At 62.9% G+C, this 20,113-nt stretch carries 20 protein-coding genes; 9 read left to right on the plus strand and 11 right to left on the minus strand.

Going from position 1 to position 20,113, the window contains the following annotated elements:
* Window positions 1-58: 58 nt before the first annotated feature.
* Genes NITMOv2_RS14605 through NITMOv2_RS14640 form a run of 8 tightly spaced genes read right to left on the minus strand, consistent with a single transcriptional unit; the run spans window position 59 to window position 10,936 of the window.
* A complete protein-coding gene (locus NITMOv2_RS14605) occupies window positions 59-1,258 on the minus strand; it encodes an MFS transporter (protein WP_053380569.1) in 1,200 nt (399 codons plus the stop codon).
* Window positions 1,255-2,052, minus strand: coding sequence for a hypothetical protein (locus NITMOv2_RS14610; RefSeq protein ID WP_053380570.1), 798 nt, complete (start codon window positions 2,050-2,052; stop codon window positions 1,255-1,257). Before NITMOv2_RS14610 ends, NITMOv2_RS14605 begins: the two co-directional genes overlap by 4 nt.
* On the minus strand, window positions 2,049-3,338 hold the full coding sequence (locus NITMOv2_RS14615) for a carboxylesterase family protein (RefSeq protein ID WP_145976362.1): 1,290 nt from the start codon (window positions 3,336-3,338) through the stop codon (window positions 2,049-2,051). Before NITMOv2_RS14615 ends, NITMOv2_RS14610 begins: the two co-directional genes overlap by 4 nt.
* A gap of 11 nt (window positions 3,339-3,349) precedes the next feature.
* Window positions 3,350-4,447 (minus strand): bifunctional diaminohydroxyphosphoribosylaminopyrimidine deaminase/5-amino-6-(5-phosphoribosylamino)uracil reductase RibD, encoded by a 1,098-nt coding sequence (ribD, locus tag NITMOv2_RS14620; RefSeq protein ID WP_053380572.1) that lies wholly within the window; start codon window positions 4,445-4,447, stop codon window positions 3,350-3,352.
* A 26-nt stretch (window positions 4,448-4,473) separates the two neighbouring features.
* Window positions 4,474-7,281 (minus strand): pyruvate, phosphate dikinase, encoded by a 2,808-nt coding sequence (gene ppdK, locus NITMOv2_RS14625; protein WP_145976363.1) that lies wholly within the window; start codon window positions 7,279-7,281, stop codon window positions 4,474-4,476.
* Between the two features lie 33 nt (window positions 7,282-7,314).
* Window positions 7,315-7,818: a hypothetical protein gene (locus NITMOv2_RS14630; protein ID WP_053380574.1), complete on the minus strand. Its 504-nt coding sequence runs from the start codon at window positions 7,816-7,818 to the stop codon at window positions 7,315-7,317.
* A gap of 15 nt (window positions 7,819-7,833) precedes the next feature.
* Window positions 7,834-10,002 carry a glycine--tRNA ligase subunit beta gene (gene glyS, locus NITMOv2_RS14635; RefSeq protein ID WP_145976364.1) on the minus strand — a complete coding sequence of 723 codons (2,169 nt, stop codon included), beginning with the start codon at window positions 10,000-10,002 and terminating at the stop codon, window positions 7,834-7,836.
* Window positions 10,003-10,012: 10 nt separating this feature from the next.
* Window positions 10,013-10,936, minus strand: a complete 924-nt coding sequence (locus NITMOv2_RS14640) for a glycine--tRNA ligase subunit alpha (protein ID WP_053380576.1) — start codon at window positions 10,934-10,936, stop codon at window positions 10,013-10,015.
* Between the two features lie 249 nt (window positions 10,937-11,185).
* On the opposite strand from NITMOv2_RS14640, the gene NITMOv2_RS14645 reads away from it, so the two are divergent.
* Together NITMOv2_RS14645 and NITMOv2_RS14650 are read left to right on the plus strand one after the other, a co-directional pair.
* Window positions 11,186-11,620 carry an RrF2 family transcriptional regulator gene (locus tag NITMOv2_RS14645; RefSeq protein ID WP_053380577.1) on the plus strand — a complete coding sequence of 145 codons (435 nt, stop codon included), beginning with the start codon at window positions 11,186-11,188 and terminating at the stop codon, window positions 11,618-11,620.
* 3 nt (window positions 11,621-11,623) lie between these two features.
* On the plus strand, window positions 11,624-12,466 hold the full coding sequence (locus NITMOv2_RS14650) for a sulfite exporter TauE/SafE family protein (RefSeq protein WP_053380578.1): 843 nt from the start codon (window positions 11,624-11,626) through the stop codon (window positions 12,464-12,466).
* A gap of 329 nt (window positions 12,467-12,795) precedes the next feature.
* Here NITMOv2_RS14650 and NITMOv2_RS24710 read toward each other — a convergent pair whose 3' ends face one another.
* Window positions 12,796-12,927: a hypothetical protein gene (locus NITMOv2_RS24710; protein WP_274519472.1), complete on the minus strand. Its 132-nt coding sequence runs from the start codon at window positions 12,925-12,927 to the stop codon at window positions 12,796-12,798.
* Between NITMOv2_RS24710 and NITMOv2_RS14655 the strand changes: the two genes are divergently transcribed.
* From NITMOv2_RS14655 to NITMOv2_RS14685, 7 genes are all read left to right on the plus strand, one after another.
* On the plus strand, window positions 12,926-13,177 hold the full coding sequence (locus NITMOv2_RS14655) for a fibronectin type III domain-containing protein (RefSeq protein ID WP_238590361.1): 252 nt from the start codon (window positions 12,926-12,928) through the stop codon (window positions 13,175-13,177). The two genes, NITMOv2_RS24710 and NITMOv2_RS14655, sit on opposite strands and share 2 nt — an antisense overlap.
* A 174-nt stretch (window positions 13,178-13,351) precedes the next feature.
* Entirely contained in the window at window positions 13,352-15,217 is a 1,866-nt protein-coding gene (locus NITMOv2_RS14660; protein ID WP_053380580.1) for a transketolase, read from the plus strand.
* Between the two features lie 25 nt (window positions 15,218-15,242).
* Window positions 15,243-15,917 (plus strand): Crp/Fnr family transcriptional regulator, encoded by a 675-nt coding sequence (locus NITMOv2_RS14665; protein WP_053380581.1) that lies wholly within the window; start codon window positions 15,243-15,245, stop codon window positions 15,915-15,917.
* Between the two features lie 130 nt (window positions 15,918-16,047).
* Window positions 16,048-16,998 (plus strand): multicopper oxidase domain-containing protein, encoded by a 951-nt coding sequence (locus NITMOv2_RS14670; RefSeq protein WP_053380582.1) that lies wholly within the window; start codon window positions 16,048-16,050, stop codon window positions 16,996-16,998.
* Between the two features lie 74 nt (window positions 16,999-17,072).
* Window positions 17,073-17,699, plus strand: coding sequence for a hypothetical protein (locus tag NITMOv2_RS14675; RefSeq protein ID WP_053380583.1), 627 nt, complete (start codon window positions 17,073-17,075; stop codon window positions 17,697-17,699).
* 8 nt (window positions 17,700-17,707) lie between these two features.
* A complete protein-coding gene (locus NITMOv2_RS14680) occupies window positions 17,708-18,757 on the plus strand; it encodes a substrate-binding periplasmic protein (protein WP_053380584.1) in 1,050 nt (349 codons plus the stop codon).
* An 18-nt stretch (window positions 18,758-18,775) separates the two neighbouring features.
* Window positions 18,776-19,534 (plus strand): Tll0287-like domain-containing protein, encoded by a 759-nt coding sequence (locus NITMOv2_RS14685; RefSeq protein ID WP_053380585.1) that lies wholly within the window; start codon window positions 18,776-18,778, stop codon window positions 19,532-19,534.
* 36 nt (window positions 19,535-19,570) lie between these two features.
* Here the strand turns inward: NITMOv2_RS14685 and NITMOv2_RS25100 are convergent, their stop codons facing one another.
* Window positions 19,571-19,801, minus strand: a complete 231-nt coding sequence (locus tag NITMOv2_RS25100) for a YgiT-type zinc finger protein (RefSeq protein ID WP_053380586.1) — start codon at window positions 19,799-19,801, stop codon at window positions 19,571-19,573.
* Between the two features lie 2 nt (window positions 19,802-19,803).
* Entirely contained in the window at window positions 19,804-19,956 is a 153-nt protein-coding gene (locus NITMOv2_RS25105; RefSeq protein ID WP_420799876.1) for a DUF4258 domain-containing protein, read from the minus strand.
* Window positions 19,957-20,113: the final 157 nt, after the last annotated feature.

The raw sequence follows: 20,113 nt of genomic DNA on the forward strand, positions 1-20,113 counted from the left end.
ACCACCACGCCGGCCGAAGCGACGACACCGATCACAATGTCTTCGGTCGAAAATTCCTTCATCGCTGTCCCATTATAATCGCTTTGCGCTCCGGAGTCCCCATGCTGAGCCAGAACAGGCCCGCGGCCGCGAGTTGCAGGGCCGCGATGATGCCGAACGATGCGGCATAGCTCATGTGCGCGATCAGCAGTCCGGCCACCAACGGTCCGCTGGCATGGCCGATATCGCCGATCGTCCCTTGCATGCCCATCCCAGCTCCCAGCGTCTTGAACTCCGAACTGTCCGCCACGAACGCCGACGACGAAGAGGACACCACCGCCTCGCCGAATCCGAACCCTGCCGATAGAACGAGCAGCAACCCGAACGCCGAGACGAACGGGATGCAGGCGAACGTGGCGGCGCAGACGACCAGACCGAGCACAATCAACGGCTGGCGGCCGACGCGGTCGGACACCCGTCCCATGATCGGCTTCGACAAGAACGAGGTGAGCGCCTGCACGGTGAACAAGAGCCCCGCTTCGCCGGCATTCAATCCGACCGACAGGCCGTAGAGCGGCAGAAAGGCCATCAGCGCGCCGTTGGCGATCATCTTGGCCGCGTCCATCAGACTCGTGACGAGCACCTTGCGGTTCCTCGCCACGACGACAAAGCCTTTCCACATTTCCGCCAGCACGGGAGCGAGCCCTTTTTCCAGGACTCGCGGCGGTGGAGGCGTCAGCTGCAAGAGATAGAACATGACGACGGCCACGCATCCAAAGAGGCCGGCGGTGACAAAGGCTGATGAAAAGCCGGCGGCATAGGCCAAGTAGCCGCCGATGAAAGGTCCCAATAAGGCGCCCGCCTGGGTACTGGCCGTGTAGGTTCCCAGCGCCGCGCCCCGCCGCTCACGATAGAGATCCGCCACCGTCGCCAGCGCACTGGGGGCAAAAATGGCCGTGGCCAATCCATGGAACATCCTCAGCACCGTCAGTACATTCAGATCCGAGACGAACGGATAGACGAAGGGCGGCAATCCGAACGCGATCACGCCGACCCGCAAGAGGATCCGCCGGCCGTAAATGTCGGACAGGGCGCCGGACGGCAATTTGAGGAACACGCCCGTGAGCGTCGACACGGAGACGATGAGACCGATGCGTTCCGGCCCGGCGCCGAGGTATTCCGCGAACAAGGACAGCACCGGCATGCGGACCATGTTGTAGCTGATGAAGCACAACACGCCGATGACGCAGAGCAAGGCGAAGCTGCGTTGAGTCGTCATGGGCGGGGCCTCGTGCGGGACTGGACGGCCGGAACATGCATCTCTTCCAAGGCCCGTTTCAAGAACGCCACGTCGGCGTCGGCGAACGCCGGGGGATCGGCGGCCTCGAACAGAACCCGATCCGGTTGCTTCCGCATCACGTCACCCAGCCGGTTGACCGTCTCGATGCCTTTGATCAGCTTCCCGCGCACCGTGCCGCCGATGAGCGGACGCAGCAGCGAAACCAGTCCGGACAGCACACGGTTGTCCAAGCGCGTGTAGGCGACCAGCAGAGTGTCCATCGACTCGGTGCCGTCGGCTTCCTTCACCGGCGTCATCCTGACGAACACCACCGCCTTGCCGGTCACCTGGGGCAACATGCGGCTGTCGTGCGAGCCTTCGAGGTAATAGATGCGTGACGTGTCATCGTGATAGACGAGCTCGACGATGCCGGAGGTCCCTTCGCCGTCATGGCCCCAATATCGACCGGGACCCCGCCTCTCCGCCAGATAGAGCCCGAGGTCCAACCGGTTGATCAAGGCCGCGGCGAGCGGCGGCCGGTCCAAGAGATACCGGTACAGGGACTCCGGCAGTTTCGTTCGAATCGGTCCGACCTTGTTCGCCGTCGTATAGTCGGAGAGGAGCGGCTGAAGCCGGCAGGCCCAGCTTCTTCCGACCTGGTCTACCGGAAAGGTCACGCCTGCGTGCTGCGGCGGCAACTGGCAGCGTTCGGATTGCGCCGGGGCAGCGGGGACCATGGCGGCGAGTCCGGCCAGCACCGCCAGCGCCGGGAGCAGCGGGACCGGCTCCTTCATGCCGGCGGCTTTCTCATCGAGATGGTCAGATGGACGGAAAACAGCTGGCGGGAATCCTGCCGGAGCCGCGCCTGCCGCAACATCGTTTCCACGGAGGGTGTCACCGGCCCTTCGAACGAGACCTCCCCGTTCGTGACGACGGTGACCGGTTTCGTCACGTCGATCAACTCGTCGTTCAGGAATAGACTGTAGCGCCGCACTCGTTCGGCCGTCACCTCGATGCGGTTGGCCGCCGCGATCATCGCATCGAGCTTCGCATAATCGCGGCCCTTGATGTGGTCGTCGCGTTTATTGATGAGATCGTCGGAGAAGGCCGCGATCGAATCGGTTGCGTCGATCCGCAGCCAACCGAACGGATAGAACCGGCTCGCTTCGCGCACGAGGGTGAGCCTCGCCGGCATCGGATCGCGGCGTTGACGATGGAACCAGCGGACCAGATCGGGCAATTCTTCCCGGGGAAAATAATGGCCGCCGGCCATCGGATGCTCGCGATCATGCTCGCGGTACGTGTGCGGATAACCCAGCGCCGCCAGCTCCCGCGAGATCGACCGGCTCAGATCGACCGGCATGACTTGATCCTTCGCGCCATGGATCATGTAGACGGGCGTATTGCGCAAATTGGCCAGAAACGGCATGAGCACGTCGTCCAACCCGCTCGCCATCGGCGCGAGGCCGGCAAACAGCGGCGCATGATGCATGCCGATGAGCCAAGTCCCGATGCCTCCGTTCGACATCCCCGTCAGAAACACCCGGTCGGGATCGATGTGATAGCGCGATTGGATACGGTGAATCACCGCCAGGACTAATTCTTCGGCGGCGCGCGTAAACCAGGCCCCGGCAGGATAGGTCGGACAGACGAGGACGTACTCGTCGCCCAATCGGCTCTGCCAGCGATCCAAATAGGCTTGTCCGGTGAACCCGGCTCCGTGCAAACAGACCACCAAGCCGTAGGCCTTCGCCGATTGATAGGCGGCCGGCACGGACAAGGCATAGTGGTAGGGCCGATCGCGGACGAGGATGGATTCGTCGGGCATCGTGCCCACCCGCTCCGCCGAGTAAGAACGCTCGGTCTGGATGATGCGACGGACTTCGTCCACCGCCGTGTCGGCGCGGCGCACGATCCGCTGCAAGCCCTGCTCCGCCAACCCGGCGTCGGGTTCGTCGAGGTAAGCGAAGATTTCCTCGGCCAGCTCCGTGTGCAGCGGCGCGTCGGGCGCGCCGTGCCCCGGATAGACCCAGACCATCGCCGCGCAGCACGCAAGGAGGCAGAACCGAATGAGACGCATGTTCTTCATACTCAATGGGGCTGGAGCTCGCCCTCGATCACGAAATCCGTCCCGAGAGGACGGATGCGGAGATGGTGCAACGGCCGCGCCTGCGCCGGGCTGGCGGGACTGCGGCCGCCGATGACGCCGATGGAGCGAGCGCCGCCCAACAGCGCCGGGGCGACATAGAACCGCACACGATTGACCAGCCCCGCCTTGAGAAACGCCGCGTTCAGCTCGCTGCCGCCTTCGAGCAGGACATGAGTGATGCCGCGCTTCCCGAGTTGCTTCAAGCACGCCGCCAGCCGAACCCGGCCCTTGGTCGCGGGAGCGGTGAGCACGTCGACGCCCTTCCGCGCCAACGCGAGCCGTTTCGCTCTCGGCGCAGCCGCCGTGGTGACCACCAGCGTAGGGGCCTGTTGCTGCCGGGCCAGCACCGCCGCCGAACGTGGAATTCGGAGCCGGCTATCCAGCACCACGCGCAGCGGCTGCTTGGACGCCGGGCGAACGAGCCCCGGCGGCCGCCTCGCCGTCAAGGCCGGATCGTCGGCCAGCACCGTGCCGATCCCGACGAGGACCGCATCGACTTCGCGGCGCAGACGGTGCCCCTCCTGCCGGGACGCCGGTCCCGTGATCCATCGCGACGCTCCCGATTCCGCGGCGATCCGGCCGTCGAGCGTCATCCCGGCCTTCAGGGTCACGTAGGGCCGCCCGGTTCTCACCCAATGGCTGTAGGCTTTATTCATCTCTTCGGCCTCGGCCCGTCCGATCCCCACGGTCACCGGAATTCCGGCCCGGCGGAGTTGCGCGACGCCGCGGCCTCGCACGAGCGGATTCGGATCGACCATCGCCACGACGACGCGATGGATACCGGCGCGGATGATCGCCGGAACACAGGGGGGCGTGCGTTTATTCAGGTGGCTGCAGGGCTCGAGCGTGACGTAGAGCGTCCCGCCTCGGGCTCGGCGTCCGGCTTGGCGGAGAGCGAGGACTTCCGCATGGGGCTGCCCGGCTGCATGATGGTACCCCCGACCGATCACCCGGCCGCGGGACACGACGAGCGCGCCGACCATCGGATTGGGGCTCGTCTTTCCGCAGCCCTTCTCAGCCAGACGAAGAGCTTCGCGCATGTAGCGAGCTGCGTGGCGGTCCGCCTTCACCGTTTCTTGCGCGCCACGCGCGAACGGCTTTTCAAGGCGTGCCGGGACCGCCGCAGGCGTCCGTGCGGCGCCCTCCCCGCGGCCTTTGTCGCCGCGCCCTTGCCATCGTGAACGGACAAGGCCGCCTGCGCCGCAGCCAGACGCGCAATCGGCACGCGGAACGGCGAACAGCTCACATAGTCGAGTCCGAGCCGGTGACAAAACTCGACGGAGCTCGGATCGCCCCCATGCTCGCCGCAGATGCCGAGCTTGATGCCCGGCCGCGTCTTCCGCCCGCCGGCGATCGCCGTGCTCATCAAGGCTCCGACCCCTTCGCGATCGAGCACGGCAAACGGGTCCGTATCCATGATGTTGGCGGTCTTGTAGTAGTCGATGAACTTCGCCGCATCGTCGCGCGAGAAGCCGAACGTCGTCTGCGTCAAATCGTTGGTGCCGAACGAGAAAAATTCCGCCTCGGTGGCGATCCGGTCGGCGGTGACGGCGGCGCGCGGCAGCTCGATCATCGTCCCGACCAGATACGACAGCTTGACGTTGTACCGCTTCATCGTCTCCTGCGCCACTTCGCGGACGAGATCTTTTTGCGACTTCATTTCCGAGACCATGCCGACCAGCGGAATCATGATCTCCGGCACGATTTTCTTCCCTTCCTTCGCCAGCTCGCAGGCCGCCTCCATGATGGCGCGGGCCTGCATGCGGGTGATTTCCGGCATCGTGATGCCCAACCGGCAGCCGCGCAGACCCAGCATCGGATTGAACTCGTGCAATTCTTCGACGCGCGCCAGCAAGCGGCGTTGTTCTTCCAGTTTGGCCCCGTCTTTTCCGGTCAACTCCAGCTGTGCGATTTCCACCATCAGCTCTTCGCGCTTGGGCAAAAATTCGTGCAGCGGCGGATCCAGCAGCCGGATCGTGACCGGGAAACCCTGCATCTCCCGATAGAGGCCGATGAAGTCCTGCTTCTGGAGCGGCAGCAACTGATCCAGGAACTTCTCCCGTTCTTCGGACGTCCGCGCCAGAATCATCTTCTGCATGATGGGAATCCGGTCCTCGGCGAAGAACATGTGCTCCGTGCGGCAGAGGCCGATGCCTTCGGCGCCGAAGCCCCGCGCGATCTTCGCTTGATCGGGCACGTCGGCATTGGCGCGCACGCGCAGTTTGCGGACATCATCGGCCCAGGAGAGCAGCGTCGCGAACAACTGATACTTCTCCGACTTTTTCACATCCAGCTTGCCTTGGACGACTTGGATGATTTCCGATTCGACGACCGGAATGTCGCCGTCGTAGACATTGCCGGTCGATCCGTTCACCGAAATATAGTCGCCTTCGCGGAAGACCTTGGCGCCGATCCGGACTGTCTGGCTGTCGATCACCTCGACCGCTTCGCATCCCGCGACGCAGACCTTGCCCATCTGCCGCGCCACGACCGCCGCATGGGACGTCATCCCGCCGCGGGCCGTCAAAAAGCCCCGCGCCGCGTTCATGCCGTGGATGTCGTCGGGGCTGGTTTCCTCGCGCACGAGTACGACCCGCTCGCCGGCGGCTTTCATGTCGACTGCACGATCCGGCGTGAGGGCGATCTTCCCGGCCGCCGCTCCGGGCCCCGCCGGCAGCCCCTTGCCGAGCGGCGTCGAGCCGCTTTCCACCTTCGTGTCGAAAATCGGATAGAGGTATTGGGCCAGCTGATCGGGGCCGACCCGCTGCACCGCTTCGCGCTTCGAGATCAGCCCTTCCTTCACCATCTCGACGGCGATGCGGACGGCGGCAATGCCCGTCCGTTTCCCGACACGCGTCTGCAGCATGTACAGCTTGCCCTCCTGGATGGTGAACTCCAGGTCGAGCATGTCGCGGTAATGTTTTTCGAGTTTCTTATAGGTGACTTCCAGTTCTTTGTAGGCCTGCGGCACGGTCCGGGCGAGCTCGGTGACGGGCAGCGGGGTGCGAATGCCGGCCACGACGTCTTCGCCCTGCGCGTTCATCAAACATTCCCCGAAGAATTTCCGCTCCCCCGTGTTCGGGTCGCGGGTGAAGGCTACGCCGGTACCGCTCGTATCGCCCATATTGCCGAAGACCATCGCCACGACGTTCACGGCCGTCCCCCAGGAATCGGGAATGCCGTTCAGCCGGCGATAGGTGATCGCCCGCGCGCCGTTCCATGAGGAAAACACCGCATTGATCGCCATCCGCAACTGCTCGTTCGGATCGTCGGGGAACTCCTTCTTCGTTTCTTCTTTCACGAGCGACTTGAAGCTCGCCACCAAATCACGCAGCGCCCGGGCGTCCAGTTGGGTTTCATGGGTCACGCCCATCTCTTCCTTCTTGTGGTCGAGGATGGCTTCGAAGTGGTCGCGGGGGACGCCCATGACGATGTTGCCGAACATCGTGATGAACCGGCGATAGCTGTCCTGGGCGAAGCGTTCGTTGCGGGTCTTGGCGGCCAACCCCTCCACCGTCTTGGTCGTGAGGCCGACATTGAGCACCGTATCCATCATGCCCGGCATCGAGGCCCGCGCGCCGGAGCGCACCGAGACCAGCAGCGGCTTCTCCGGGTCGCCGAAGACCATGCCCATCGACCGCTCCACCCGCTTGAGCGCCGCCAGCGCCGCGTCCCACATGCCGGGCGGATACGACTTGCCACGCTTGTAATACTCGACGCAGGCCTCGGTGGTGATGGTGAAGCCCGGCGGCACGGAGATGCCCAGGTTGGTCATTTCGGCCAAGCCGGCGCCCTTTCCGCCCAGCAATTCTTTCATGTTGGACGCGCCTTCCGCCTTGCCGTCTCCGAAGTAGTACACGTATTTCTTGCCCACGACTGCGTCTCCTTTTGCCATGCGGTCAATGCCCTATTGCCGAAATGCGGCCCGTTCCAACCGCAGCCGATAGCGGGCGACCAAATACCGCCTGATCAGCAGGCCGGACACGAGGACCGCCGCGACGAATCCCACGAATGCCATCAACCGATAATCCGCTTGTACGCCCCGGTCGACATAGTAGCGGCCGTCCGGACCCTGCTTCACTGTGGTGTTGCTGTCGAGGAGGTGGGGCTTGCCCGACGGATCCGAAAGATTGATCCATTCGGAACAGAGTCGGACGGGATCGGGCGCGCCGGCCAGCCGTTGCCATGTGAGCCTCAGGCAGATATCCGACGCCGGATTGAACAGATCCGGCGTCTTGACCAATTCGTCGAGGTTGACGCCGCTGCCCCACACGCCCGCGAGAAACACCGCATTACAGAGGACGATCAGGACCAGGGTGACGCGCAGCGAAAACCGCCGAACCAAGGCGTTCCGCGCCGCCTCGTCCCGCGCCACCGCGGCCCCGCCGCCCACCAGTGGATATGCCCCCATATCGCTCCAAAGAGATCAACTCCCTTGTACCACAATCTGGGAGAAGTCCGCGAACGACATGAACAGGTCGTCGACCTCCTTGAGGAGGGAGAGGCGGTTGCCACGGACCGCCGGATCCTCGGCATTGACCATGACGGCCTCGAAAAAGGCGTCGATCGCCGGCTTGAGCCCGACCAGGACGTCGAGCGCCTGCTCATACCGTCCCGCTTCCAGATGGGCCGCCAGGCGTTCCCGGTCTTGCAAGGACGCGTACAGGCGCCCTTCGGTCGCATCCTGAAACCGATCGGGCTCCACCGGCTTGCGCTCCCATCGTTCTTTTTCCACCAAACGATGCGCGCGCTTGAAGCCGACGATGAGCGGATCGAATTCGGCGCGAGCCGTGATCTTCTGCAGCGCGGTCATGCGCTGGATGAGATCCCGCATGTCGAGCGCCTGCCGGTCCGCCACTTTCAAGACCGCATTCATCACGTCATCCCGCAAGCCATGGACCGTGCGCCCATAATGCCGCAGCCGTTCGAACAAAAACTCGATCAGACGCTGATGCGCGTCCCCGCCGGCTGTCGAGCCCGCCTTGAACCCGGCGACCGCCACGATGGTTTGCGCCTTCTGCACCGCACGGCCGACATCTTTGAACGTGGCTCCTTCCAGGAGAATGCGCACGATGGCGGTCGCGTGGCGCCGCAGCGCGAACGGATCCTCCGAGCCGGTCGGCACGATGCCGACATGGAAGAAGGCCGCGAGCGAATCCAGCCGGTCGGCGAGCGAGAGGACCTGACCTTCGACGGTCTTCGGCAAGTCCCCCTCCAGCGAGCGCGGGAGATACTGCTCGCGGATCGCCTGCGCGACGGCGGCCGATTCCCCGTCATGCTTGGCATATTCGCCCCCCATGATGCCCTGCAGCTCGGGAAACTCCCCGACAATGCCGGTCAGCAAATCCGCTTTGCACAGAGCGGCGGCCCGCTCGCAGGTTTGCTTCAACCCCTCCTGTCGCGGATGGACCAATTCGCTGATGACGCCGGCCAACATCGTCACGCGCTCCTGCTTCTGCGCCATCGTGCCGAGCTTCTGATGGAACGTCACGCCGCCCAGCTTCTTGGCCCGGGTTTCCAGCGCGGTTTTGCGATCTTCGTCGAAAAAGAACTTGGCGTCCGCGAGCCGGGCTGCCAAGACCCGCTCGTTCCCCGCCCGGATCAGCGACATGTCTTTCAATTGGATGTTCGCGACGGCGATGAAGTGCGGCGCCAGCTTGCCCGATTTCTTGTCACGCACCGAAAAAAATCCCTGATGCTCCTTCATGGAGGTGATGAGGATTTCGGGAGGCACGGCGAGATAGTCCTGCTTGAACGTCCCCATGACGGCCCACGGCCACTCCGTCGTGAACACCGCTTGATCCAACAGCTTCTCGTCCGCGTTCAGCCCGACGCCCGCCTTGGCGCAGAGGCGATCTAGCTGCTCTTCGATCAGGCGGCGCCGGCGTTCAGGGTCCACCACGACACCCCGCCGCTCCAGCCCTTCGCCATAGGTTTTGAAGTCCCGCACCGCGATCGGCTTCCCGCCCCCCATCACGCGATGGCCATAGGTGCGATGGCCGGCGACCAGGCCGGCCGCATGCACCGGCACGACGGCGCCGGAAAACAGCGCCGCCAGCCATCGCACCGGCCGGGCAAATCGGACGCCGGCGTCATTCCATTTCATGGCTTTCGGGAACGACAGCGCGCCGATCAACTGCGCCAGGATCCCCGGCAAGAGGGATGTGGCAGGTTGCCCGGCATCCTGCTTGACCGCGAACAGATAGTCTCCCTTCGGCGTCTGGCGGACTTGGAGTTGGTCGACCGCCACACCTTGTCCGGCCGCGAATCCGATCGCCGCCTTCGTGGGCTGGCCGGCTTGGTCGAACCCCACGGCTTTCGAGGGCCCCATGGCTTCCTTCACGACCGCGGTTTGATGCTTCGCGAGGCCGTCCACGACTAAGACCAGCCGGCGGGGCGTGCCGAATGATCGAATGGATTCGAAGGTCAGCCTCGCCTCGCTCAACAGCCGGGCGCCTTGGTCCTTGAGCGCCGCGAGCGCGGGAGCGATGAACTCATAGGGCAGCTCTTCCGTCCCGATCTCCAACAAGAGCTCGCCGGCGGCCGGCCTGTGCGCAGGCTTCTGCTTAGATGTAGTGCGTGCTGTTTTTTTCATGGTGATGGAATCAACGCCCCGCTCGGACCCGGGGCCGGGCACCGGCTGCCGCCGTTTCTCGTTCCAGAAGCGGATGCCCCATGGCGGCGCGCTCGTCGATGTACCGTTCGGCGCACTGCCGGGCCAGGGCGCGGACCCGGGCGATGTAGCCGGTACGCTCCGCGACACTGATGGCGCCGCGGGCGTCCAGCAGATTGAAGACGTGGGACGATTTGATGCAGTAGTCGTACGCCGGCAAGGTCAACCGTGTATCGGTGTGCGCCAGCAACCGTTTGCACTCGGCTTCATAGGATTGGAAGGCTTGCATGAGCATGGTCACGTCGCCCTCTTCAAAGTTGTAGCGGGAGAACTGCACTTCGGTTTCGTGATGAATGTCGCCGTACCGGACCGTGTCGCTCCAGGCCAGGTCGAACACGTTGTTCACTTGCTGCAGATACATGGCGATCCGCTCGGTCCCGTAGGTGATCTCTCCCGTAATAGGGCTCAACTCGATGCCGCCGATTTCCTGGAAATAGGTGAACTGCGTGATCTCCATGCCGTCGAGCCGCACTTCCCATCCCAATCCCCACGCCCCTAAGGTCGGCGATTCCCAGTCGTCCTGAATGAAGCGGATGTCATGCTCCCGTGGATTGATGCCCAACCGGGCCAGACTCTCCAAATACAGTTCCTGGATATCGTCGGGGGACGGCTTCAACACCACCTGGTACTGATAGTAGTGCTGCAGCCGGTTCGGATTCTCGCCATAGCGGCCGTCCGTCGGCCGGCGGCAGGGCTGCGGATAGGCGGCCCGCCAGGGCTCCGGCCCGAGCGAACGCAAAAAGGTGGCAGGATGAAAGGTGCCGGCCCCCATTTCCAAGTCGTACGGCTGGTGAATGACGCATCCCTGGTCGGCCCAGAAACGATGGAGCGTCAAAATGAGATCTTGATAATTCACGGGATCCAATCGGTTGTGCGTAGGGGAAGAGTTGGTTGCCAAGCTAACAAGAATGCTTTTCCACTGTCAAGAAACATTCCCTCACGGATCAATGAGTTGCAACGCTCCAGAGAACGGGCTCTGACTCCGCTCGGCGGTTCGGTCTCATCAGGGAGGCGACCCAGCTAACGACTCCTCTCGCCGTCTCACTTGACGGACCGACAGTCCCTCCACTATTGTCTCGGTTCTTGATTAACTCAGTCGTCTAACATGAAACTCTCAAAGAAAAGTGAATACGGATTGCGCGCCCTGCTTGAATTGACGCTCGCCCATGGGCAGACGACGCTGCAGCGACAGGACATCGCCGCGCGCCAGCATATCCCGGTCGAATTTCTGGAGCAGATCCTCCTGGTTCTGAAACGAGCCGGTCTCCTCTCCAGCCGGCGGGGCATGAAAGGCGGCTATCAACTCATCAAACCTCCCCAGTCGATTACGCTCGGCCAAGTGATTCGAATCCTCGACGGCCCGCTCGCGCCGATCGGCTGCGTGAGCAAGACCGCCTACCAAAAATGCGCGGACTGTCCGTATGCCGACAAAGCGCAATGTCCGGTTCAGCAGGTCATGGGCACGGTCCGTGACGCGATCGCGGGGATCCTCGACCACTACACGTTGGCCGATTTCGCCGCCGGCCGTCCTCAAGGATAAGCCATGGATCAAGTCGTCCTCGTCCTCATCACCTTTGTCGCCGCCACCGTGAACGGGGCGCTGGGGTACGGATTCTCGTCCATTACCGTGCCCGTCGCCCTGTTGTTTTACACCAATCGCATTTTGAATCCCGCCCTCGTGCTGGTCGAACTCGTCATCAACGGCTACGTCCTGTTCATCAATCGGCACAGCATTCCCAACATCTGGTGGCGCGTCGCGCCCATTCTCATCGGCCTTGTCATCGGGATCGGCATCGGCAGCTACGTGCTTTTTCTTGTGCATCCGGCCTGGATCAAATTCGTCACGTATTTTTTTCTGCTGCCGCTGATCCTGCTGCAAGCCGCCGGCATCCGGAGACCCATCCGCGCCGAAAAGGCCATCGCGGTCCCCTTCGGCGTTGGGATCGGGACCCTCTACTCCATTACGACGATCTCCGGCCCGCCGCTCGCGCTGCTCTTCAACAACCAAGGGTATGCCAAGCAGGACTTTCGCGCCGCGCTGGGCGTGATCCGGGTCGCCGAATCCTCGCTCACCGCGATCGCTTACGGCTTCATCGGCTTTTACAGCGCCGGCAGCATCGAGATCATTCCGTATATCGTCCCCAGCGTCCTACTCGGCATTCCCCTGGGCACGTACCTGATTCGCTGGATGGAGCCCGAGACCTTTCGGCGCATCTGTATGGCGTTCGACGCCCTGATCGTCGGATTCGGCTTATCGAGAGTGCTGGTCGAGCTTCATCTCGCCTCGCCCGTGACGACGTACAGCATTCTCTCCATCGTCGTCGCGCTGAACAGCTTCCTGCTCTTCCGGTTTTTCCGGGGACGGGCCAGCCCGGAGCCTCGTTGAGTCAGGAGGAACCTCCTCTGCTCGACCGGCAATAGGAAAGCACCTTGCCATAAACTGTCTCCGCTCGCAGGCCGACGCCTACAGTCTCTATCCCGGCATTTTTTCAGGATTCTGGCTTCACATCTCCACCGTTGAAGGCAAGACCCTTCACATGCCCTGCCATCTTCGTCTCTAAGTATCTGATCCGACAGAAGATCCATAATGGCACCCCCCTTGCTATGCCTGCGGGCAAACGTAGAGGGCGGCCATGATTCTGTTCATCATGTTGATCGTCGTTGCTGTGGCGATGAGCGCGTTGGCGGCCCATAATAATCACTCTTCACTAAAGGTCAGTCCATGAACAACGTTTCTCGCTCGATCGGTTCGCTTGTGCTGAGCGGCATGCTGCTGTCTTTGACCGCTTGTGGTGGAGGCGAAGGAGGTCCGGCCGTGACGACTTCGGCCACTCCGACCGGAGCCATGGCCTCGCTAGAATGGGATCCGGTTGCAGATCCGACCGTCTACGCCTACAACGTGCATTTCGGAAAGCAGTCGAGCGGACAGGCCGGTTCTTGCAACTACGAAGAGTCCGTCTCCGTGTCCTCCCCTTCCGCCACGATCACCGGTCTTGACCCGAACACCACATATTATTTTTCCGTCAGCGCCTATAACGGTCTGGACAGCGCGTGCTCCAACGAAGTGTCGACCGTCACGCCTCCTTCCCAGACTTAGTCTGGCCTCGTCGCGACTCGGCCCACGGCGGCTCCCCGCCGTGGGTTCAATCCCTTCGTTGACTCCCTCCGCACCTTTTGTTAGCCTCAACCCCCGCCGCATTGCTACCGATAGCGTCTACAGGAACGGGGTCGGTAGCATCTTAGTGAGATGCCTGTCCCGAAAGGAGTTTCGATGCCGACTACCACTGCGACACCAGAAGTCCTGGCTGCACTGCACAATAGGGCGACGGCGCTGAGGATCGAGAGCGTCCGCGCGACCAGCGAAGCCGGCAGCGGGCATCCATCCAGCTGCGCGTCGGCGGCCGACATCGTCGCGACCCTCTTCTTTTCGGTGATGCGGTACGATCCGAACAATCCCAAAGCGCCGAACAGCGACCGTTTCGTGCTGTCCAAAGGCCACGCGGCGCCCTTGCTCTACGCCGCCTGGGCGGAAGCGGGGCTGTTTCCGAAAAGCGATCTGCTGAAATTGCGCACGCTCTCGTCGGACCTCGAAGGGCATCCGACGCCGCGGCTTTCGTTTGTCGACATGGCGACCGGATCCCTCGGGCAGGGGCTGGCCGTGGGGGTCGGGCTGGCGCTCAACGCCAAGTTTCTGGACAAGTCGGACTATCGCACCTACGTCCTGATGGGCGACGGCGAGTCGGTGGAAGGGTCGGTGTGGGAAGCGGTCGAAGTCTCCCGGCATTACGGGCTGGACAATCTCTGCGCGATCGTGGATGTGAACCGCTTGGGCCAGAGCGATCCGACGATGTTACAACATGACATGGAGGCCTATCGCTCCCGGTGGGCGGGATTCGGGTGGCACGCGCTGATCGTGGACGGTCATGATCTGTCAGCCTTGCTGGGCGCATTCGACGAAGCCGCGCGCACGAAAGGCAGACCCACCGTCCTGCTGGCGAAGACGTACAAAGGCCGCGGCATCTCGGCGATCGAAAATCACTCCAACTGGCACGGCAAGCCGCTCGCCAAGGGCGAAGAGACCCAGAAGGCGATCGCCGAGTTGACCCAGCAACTCAAGCCTAACGGCGCCATGCCCCAGATTCAAAAACCCGCCGGCCCGACCCAGGCCACACCGACCGTCGGCCAGCTGCCGCCGCCACCCTACAAGCCCGGCGATTCCGCCGCCACCCGCGAAGCGTTCGGGGTCGCGCTGGAAGCGCTCGGCGGTGTGAATCCGGCTGTCGTGGCCCTCGATGCGGACGTGAAGAACTCCACGTATACGGAAAAATTCGCGAAGAAATACCAGAACCGGTTCTTTGAAAATTTTATTGCCGAGCAAAATATGCTCGGCGCCGCCGCCGGCCTGGCCGCCTGCGGCAAGATTCCCTTCGTCGCCACCTTTGCCGCCTTCTTCACCCGGGCGTACGACTTCATCCGCATGGCGGCGATCAGCCAGTCCAATCTGAAGCTGGTCGGTACGCATGTCGGCGTCAGCATCGGCGAGGACGGTCCATCCCAAATGGGCCTCGAAGACATCGCGATGATGGGGGCGCAGCCGGGCGTCGTCGTGCTGTACCCGTCCGACGCCACCAGCACCTATCGCCTGGTCGAATTGGCGGCCAACCACAAGGGGATGGTCTATGTCCGGGCCGGGCGCCCGAAATCGCCCGTGCTCTACGGCGCCGACGAGCGGTTCCATATCGGCGGCAGCAAGGTGGTGCGCCAGAACGCCGGAGACGTCCTGACGATCGTCGCGGCCGGCGTGACCCTCTTTGAAGCGTTGAACGCGCACGAGCAGTTGAAGGCCGCCGGCATTCCGGTCCGGGTCGTCGACCTCTACAGCATCGCGCCGATCGACCGGGCGACCTTGATGGATTGCGCGCGGGCCACGCAGGGGCGTATCCTCACCGTCGAAGATCATTACGCGCACGGCGGACTGGGCGATGCGGTCCTCGGCGCAGTCGGCGCCGAAGGCATCAAAGTCCACAAGCTCGCCGTCCGGACCATTCCGCACAGCGGGAAGCCGGATGAGCTGATCGACCACTACGGAATCGGGGCGCGCTCCATTGTCGACACGGCGAAGCAGATCATCAAATGACCCCGCGACAACCTCGCGGCAGGATGTGCTCGCCGGTATCCCCCTCCTCAATATCCTGAGCGGCCAGGACCGGCAGCGCGTGCTGAACGAGCTGACCGAGTCCCGGTACGGCAAAGGCGACTTCATTTTCCACGAAGGCGACCCGACCGAGTACTTCCACATCCTCAAGGAAGGCACGGTCAAATGCGTGAAATCCACGTCCGCCGGCAAAGAGTGCACGTTGAAAGTGCTCATGCCGGGCGATTTGTTCTGCTGCGACGCCGCGGCCTTCGACGGTGCGGCGCATCCCGGCACCGCCCAGCCGATGGGGGACGTGCGCATCCTCCGCATGCGGAAGAACACCTATTTCGAGATGCTGCGCCGCAGTCCGGACGCCGCGCTGGAAGTCATCAAGTATCTCGGCACCCGGCTGCATGAAGCGCAGGAGAAGGCCAAGGTCCTGGCGCTGGACCGCGCCGATCAACGGCTGGCGGCCCTGCTCGTGGATCTCGCGAGCCGCAACGGCCTGGCCGATCCGCAGGGCATCCGGCTCGGCATCCGGCTCACCCGCCAGGACATGGCCAACATGGTCGGGGCCACCACCGAGACGGTCATCCGCATCATGGGCCGGTTCAAGCGCCAGCAACTGGTCTCCGGCACCGCCAAGCGCCTCGTCATCCGCAATCTCGCCGGATTGAAAGCCCTCGCCTCCGCCTCCTGAACAAAATCCTCAAAACATGATTTACGTCATGTTTTTTTGACAGCGCTCTTCCGTATCCTGCTCCGGTCTTGAACCCTCGTACCGAACGAACACGGGTCCCAGCAGTGGTCGATTAACCAGAAGGAGTTCTATGCGCACTCACCGGTCTTCGTTTCGAGCCTTCACGTGGGCGATCGGAGCGGCGGCTTCCGTCGCCCTTGCCGGAGTCCCGGCCTTGGCCAAAACCCACGAAGTCTCCATGACCGCGGTCGAGACCGACGTGATCATCGACGGCGGCGGAGAAAAATATGCGGCCTGGACCTTCAACGGCACGATGCCGGGGCCGGTCGTCCGCGTCACCGAAGGTGATGTCATCAAGTTCACCTTGACGAATCCCGCCACGAACAAGAATCCGCACGCCATGGATTTCCACGCCGCCGAGATCGATTTCCTGGCGAACTACAAGGCCATCAACGCCGGGGAAACCATCAGCTACACGTTTACGGCCAAGAAGCCGGGCATTTTCTTCTACCATTGCGGCGCGCCACCCATGATCCAGCACGTCGCCCGGGGTATGTTCGGAGCCATTATCGTGGATCCGAAGGACCCGAAGGCGCTTCCCAAAGCGGATCGGGAGTATGTGTTGATCCAATCGGAGCATTACAAAAATCCGAACGACGTGCAGGCGATGTTCGATCGGAAGTTCGACGGCGTGATGTTCAACGGCGGGATCTTCAAGTACCACCCGTTCGTCACGGGCGGCGGCAAGCTGGACGCGAAGCCCGGCGAGCGCGTGCGGATCTATTTCGTCAACGCCGGCCCGAACGAATTCTCGGCGTTCCATCCGATCGGGGAAATCTGGGATAACGTCTACGAGAGCGGGAATCCGGCCAACAACCTCAAGGGCGTCCAGACCTATGTCGTCGGCCCCGGCAGCGCGGCCACGTTCGATGTTGTCGTCGAATCCGCCGGCGCCTATCCGCTGGTGACCCACTCTCTGACCGGCGCGCTCCGTGGAGCGATCGCAGTCCTCTTGGCCTCTCCCGACGCCAAGCCGCAGCCGTTGATGCCGATGGTGCCGTGGGAGCTGCCCGCTAAGTAAGCTCTTCTGAAGGGTGAACCGCTCGCCGGTCGGTATCGCCATACCGGCCGGCGCCGTGTTCCCGGAAGGGCGATATGCCGGTGTCACGCCTGCTAGCTCGGTTCGTTCCGCCCACCTTTCGCGCCCTCCTCTGTCTGATCGGCCTCCTTTCCGCGCTTCCCGCCATGGCGCAAGAGGCCTTGCTTGAAATCCTTCCCCTCCGTCCATTCAACTTCGACATCGCGCTCCGCCAGCAAAGCTTCGCGCCCGACGACCGGGAAATCACGTTGCAAGCCGGCGTCACAGCGCTGCGCTACGGCGACGGCGAAGTGCGGCTCGGCTATCAGTACTTCAGCATCCATACGGACGATTTCAAGACGGACCAGCACGCCGTCTTTCTCAATCCCCGGTGGAACAACGTGGTGGACCTCCTCGACTTTCCCGCCTCCATGCCCATCAATCGGTTGCTCCGCCATATCTTGTTCGGCCCGTTGGAAGACCGGGCGATCCCCTACGTCGGCGCCTTGATCGGCACCGTCCTTTCCGCGCAAGGACGGACCTCCCCTGGTCTGCTGTACGGCGGTCAGGCGGGTGTCCGATTTCCCGTTGGCCGCGGTATCTCGCTGGACCTGAGCCTTCAATTCACGCAGTATGAAGTCAATTTCCGCGGAGAGTCTGGAGAGTCGCAGCAATGGCTCTTCTTAACCGGCATCCGGTACTGAGATTGAGAATGCGCCGCCGATCCCGAGACACCATTCTCATCCTCCGCTTCACGCGTCACATTTCACGCTTCACGGCCGGTCTTTGCCTCCTGTTCTTGCCGGGCTGTGGCTTGGTTTTCGACGCGGTGCAATTGGTGTATCCCGTCAGCACGAATGAGCTGGACGCCATCTGCCGCCGCGGCAAAGCGCAAGTCGGGATGGCCGCCGAGCCGTTCCGCCCGTTCGTGTTTCCGGCGGTCTGGACGGACGAAGGAGCCCGCGTGACGGGCTTCGATGCGGAGCTCGTGCACGAGATCAGCGAAGCCCTGACGAACCGGTGCGGCAGGCCGGTCGCGCCGGTGCTTCACTTGATCAGATTCCGCGACCTGTTTCTGCTGTTGAACGAGGGTCAATTGGACTTCTTCGTCTCAGCCGTCGCCGCCGGCGTGCCGGCCCCGGCGCGCGCGGGCTTCGCCTACTCGTCTCCGTATTTCGAACAGGGGGGGATCGCCGGCATCACCAAACGGCGGGAGGTCCTCGACGTCGTACAAGGCAGACTTCCCCCGGAAGAGGCGATGGGCGGAACCGCACGTCTGCTGGATGGTCTGGCGATCGCCGTGCAAGACGGCACCGCGGCGCAGATGTATGCCGAATCGATCCTGCGTCCGGCCCGTCTCATCCACTGCGACTCGCTGCCCGCGGCCTTCGAGTTGAGCGCCACAACCGATACCACGCCGGTCGATGTCATCCTTGGCGCGAAACCCGTCCTGGACTTCGTCACCAAAACGACCAGGCGTGATTGGGTTCCACTGACAGATCGAACGGGACGGATCCTGCTGTTCACTGAAGCGGAATACAGTGTCGTCATGGCGGAGGAGAGTTACAAGCTGCGCTGGTTCGTCAACGATGTCATTTTTCATCTTCGACAGACCGGCCGCCTCGAGGCCATGCGGCGACGTTGGCTGGACGAATCCTACGCCTACCCGCGCCGGGCCTCGATCGAAGGCCTGTCATTCGACGTGGCGAAGATGCCCGCTCACTACGCGCAAGGAACCTGCCGGGAAACGGCGCCGCGGTAGAATCCGCGAGGAGGTGGTATGAAACGTTGGCTCCTACTGACGGGCTGGTTCATGGTGTTCGCCTTGCCGGTCGCTTGGGGTTCGCTCCCCGAGCAGATCCGGGCGGAAGCGGAAGAAACCGCCCGGCTCCTCGCCAAACTGCTGCAGTCGGGTCGTCTCGTGATCGAGCACAATCAAGCCCTGATCGATGATCCCCATCGAGGCGACAAGGGCTTCACTCCGGAGGTCTTCGAACGGCAGCTGCGCGAGGAATTCCGCCGGCGGACCGGCATCGATCTCTCCACACTCTCCCAGACGTCGACCACCTTCGCCGTGCCTCCCCTCGCCCGCGAGCTGCTGCCGGCTTTGATCGATGCGAGCAGGGACGTGGTGCGCGACGCTCAAGTGGTGATCAATCAGCGCGGCATCGGCTACAAGAACTTCATTCCCGCCACCTACGGCAGCCAAGCCGCGGCGCGATTTTCCAAGCGGTCGCACGTGCAGCTGAAACAAACCACCCTGGAGCCGCGCAATCCCAAGAACGAGCCGGACGATTACGAGCGATCGGTACTGCAATGGCTCGCCGGCCGGCCGAACGGCGAAGCCTACGTGAGCGAGCTCACGGACGCCGGCAAGACCCTGCGCGTCATGATGCCGATCTACTATGTGCGCGAATGTCTCGCCTGCCACGGCGAGCCGAAGGGCGAATGGGACATTTCCGGCTATCCCAAAGAAGGCGCCAAGGAAGGCGACCTCGCCGGCGCCATCAGCGTGCGGATACCGTTGGGTGGGAGATAGAGACGGATCGTGCGGCACACGGACGCAGGACGCGGACTACCGATAAGCGAAGACGTCCATCTGGATAGATTTGATAGGCGTGGCTTCTCCATGGACCATGCGACGAACCCGCTCAGTGGTGTCTCGGCTGAACACTGGCTCGCCGCAATGGGCGCAGACAGTAGCGGGAATTTGTTCCACCCGTACGGGCTTGCCGTCGATGTCGAAAACCTCGTTGACCAGTTCTTGACGACTCTCTGTCTTGCCGCACACATGGCACCGAAACATGGTTACCTCCGTCTGGCGTAATCATACCACTCTGCCGGATCCGGCTCATAGACGGTGATGATTTTCACCATCTCAGAATCGACATAGGAAACTTGAATGTGCAACGGTCGCCTCGTCTCCGTAAATCCAAGCAGTAGCCCGCTGGGCGCGTCCATTCGACGGCGCGCTTAAAAGCATGGCGGCTGGACTTAAATTTGCCAGCGGCCAGTTGGCGACGGATGTCCCCCAGTGTTTTCATCATGCAGCGTGCGGTGCACTATATCGACTGTTTGCCTGCCACGGAGCCGAAAGACGGGTGGGACATCGGGCGCC

The sequence above is a fragment of the Nitrospira moscoviensis genome, from assembly GCF_001273775.1.
GTDB lineage: Bacteria > Nitrospirota > Nitrospiria > Nitrospirales > Nitrospiraceae > Nitrospira_D > Nitrospira_D moscoviensis.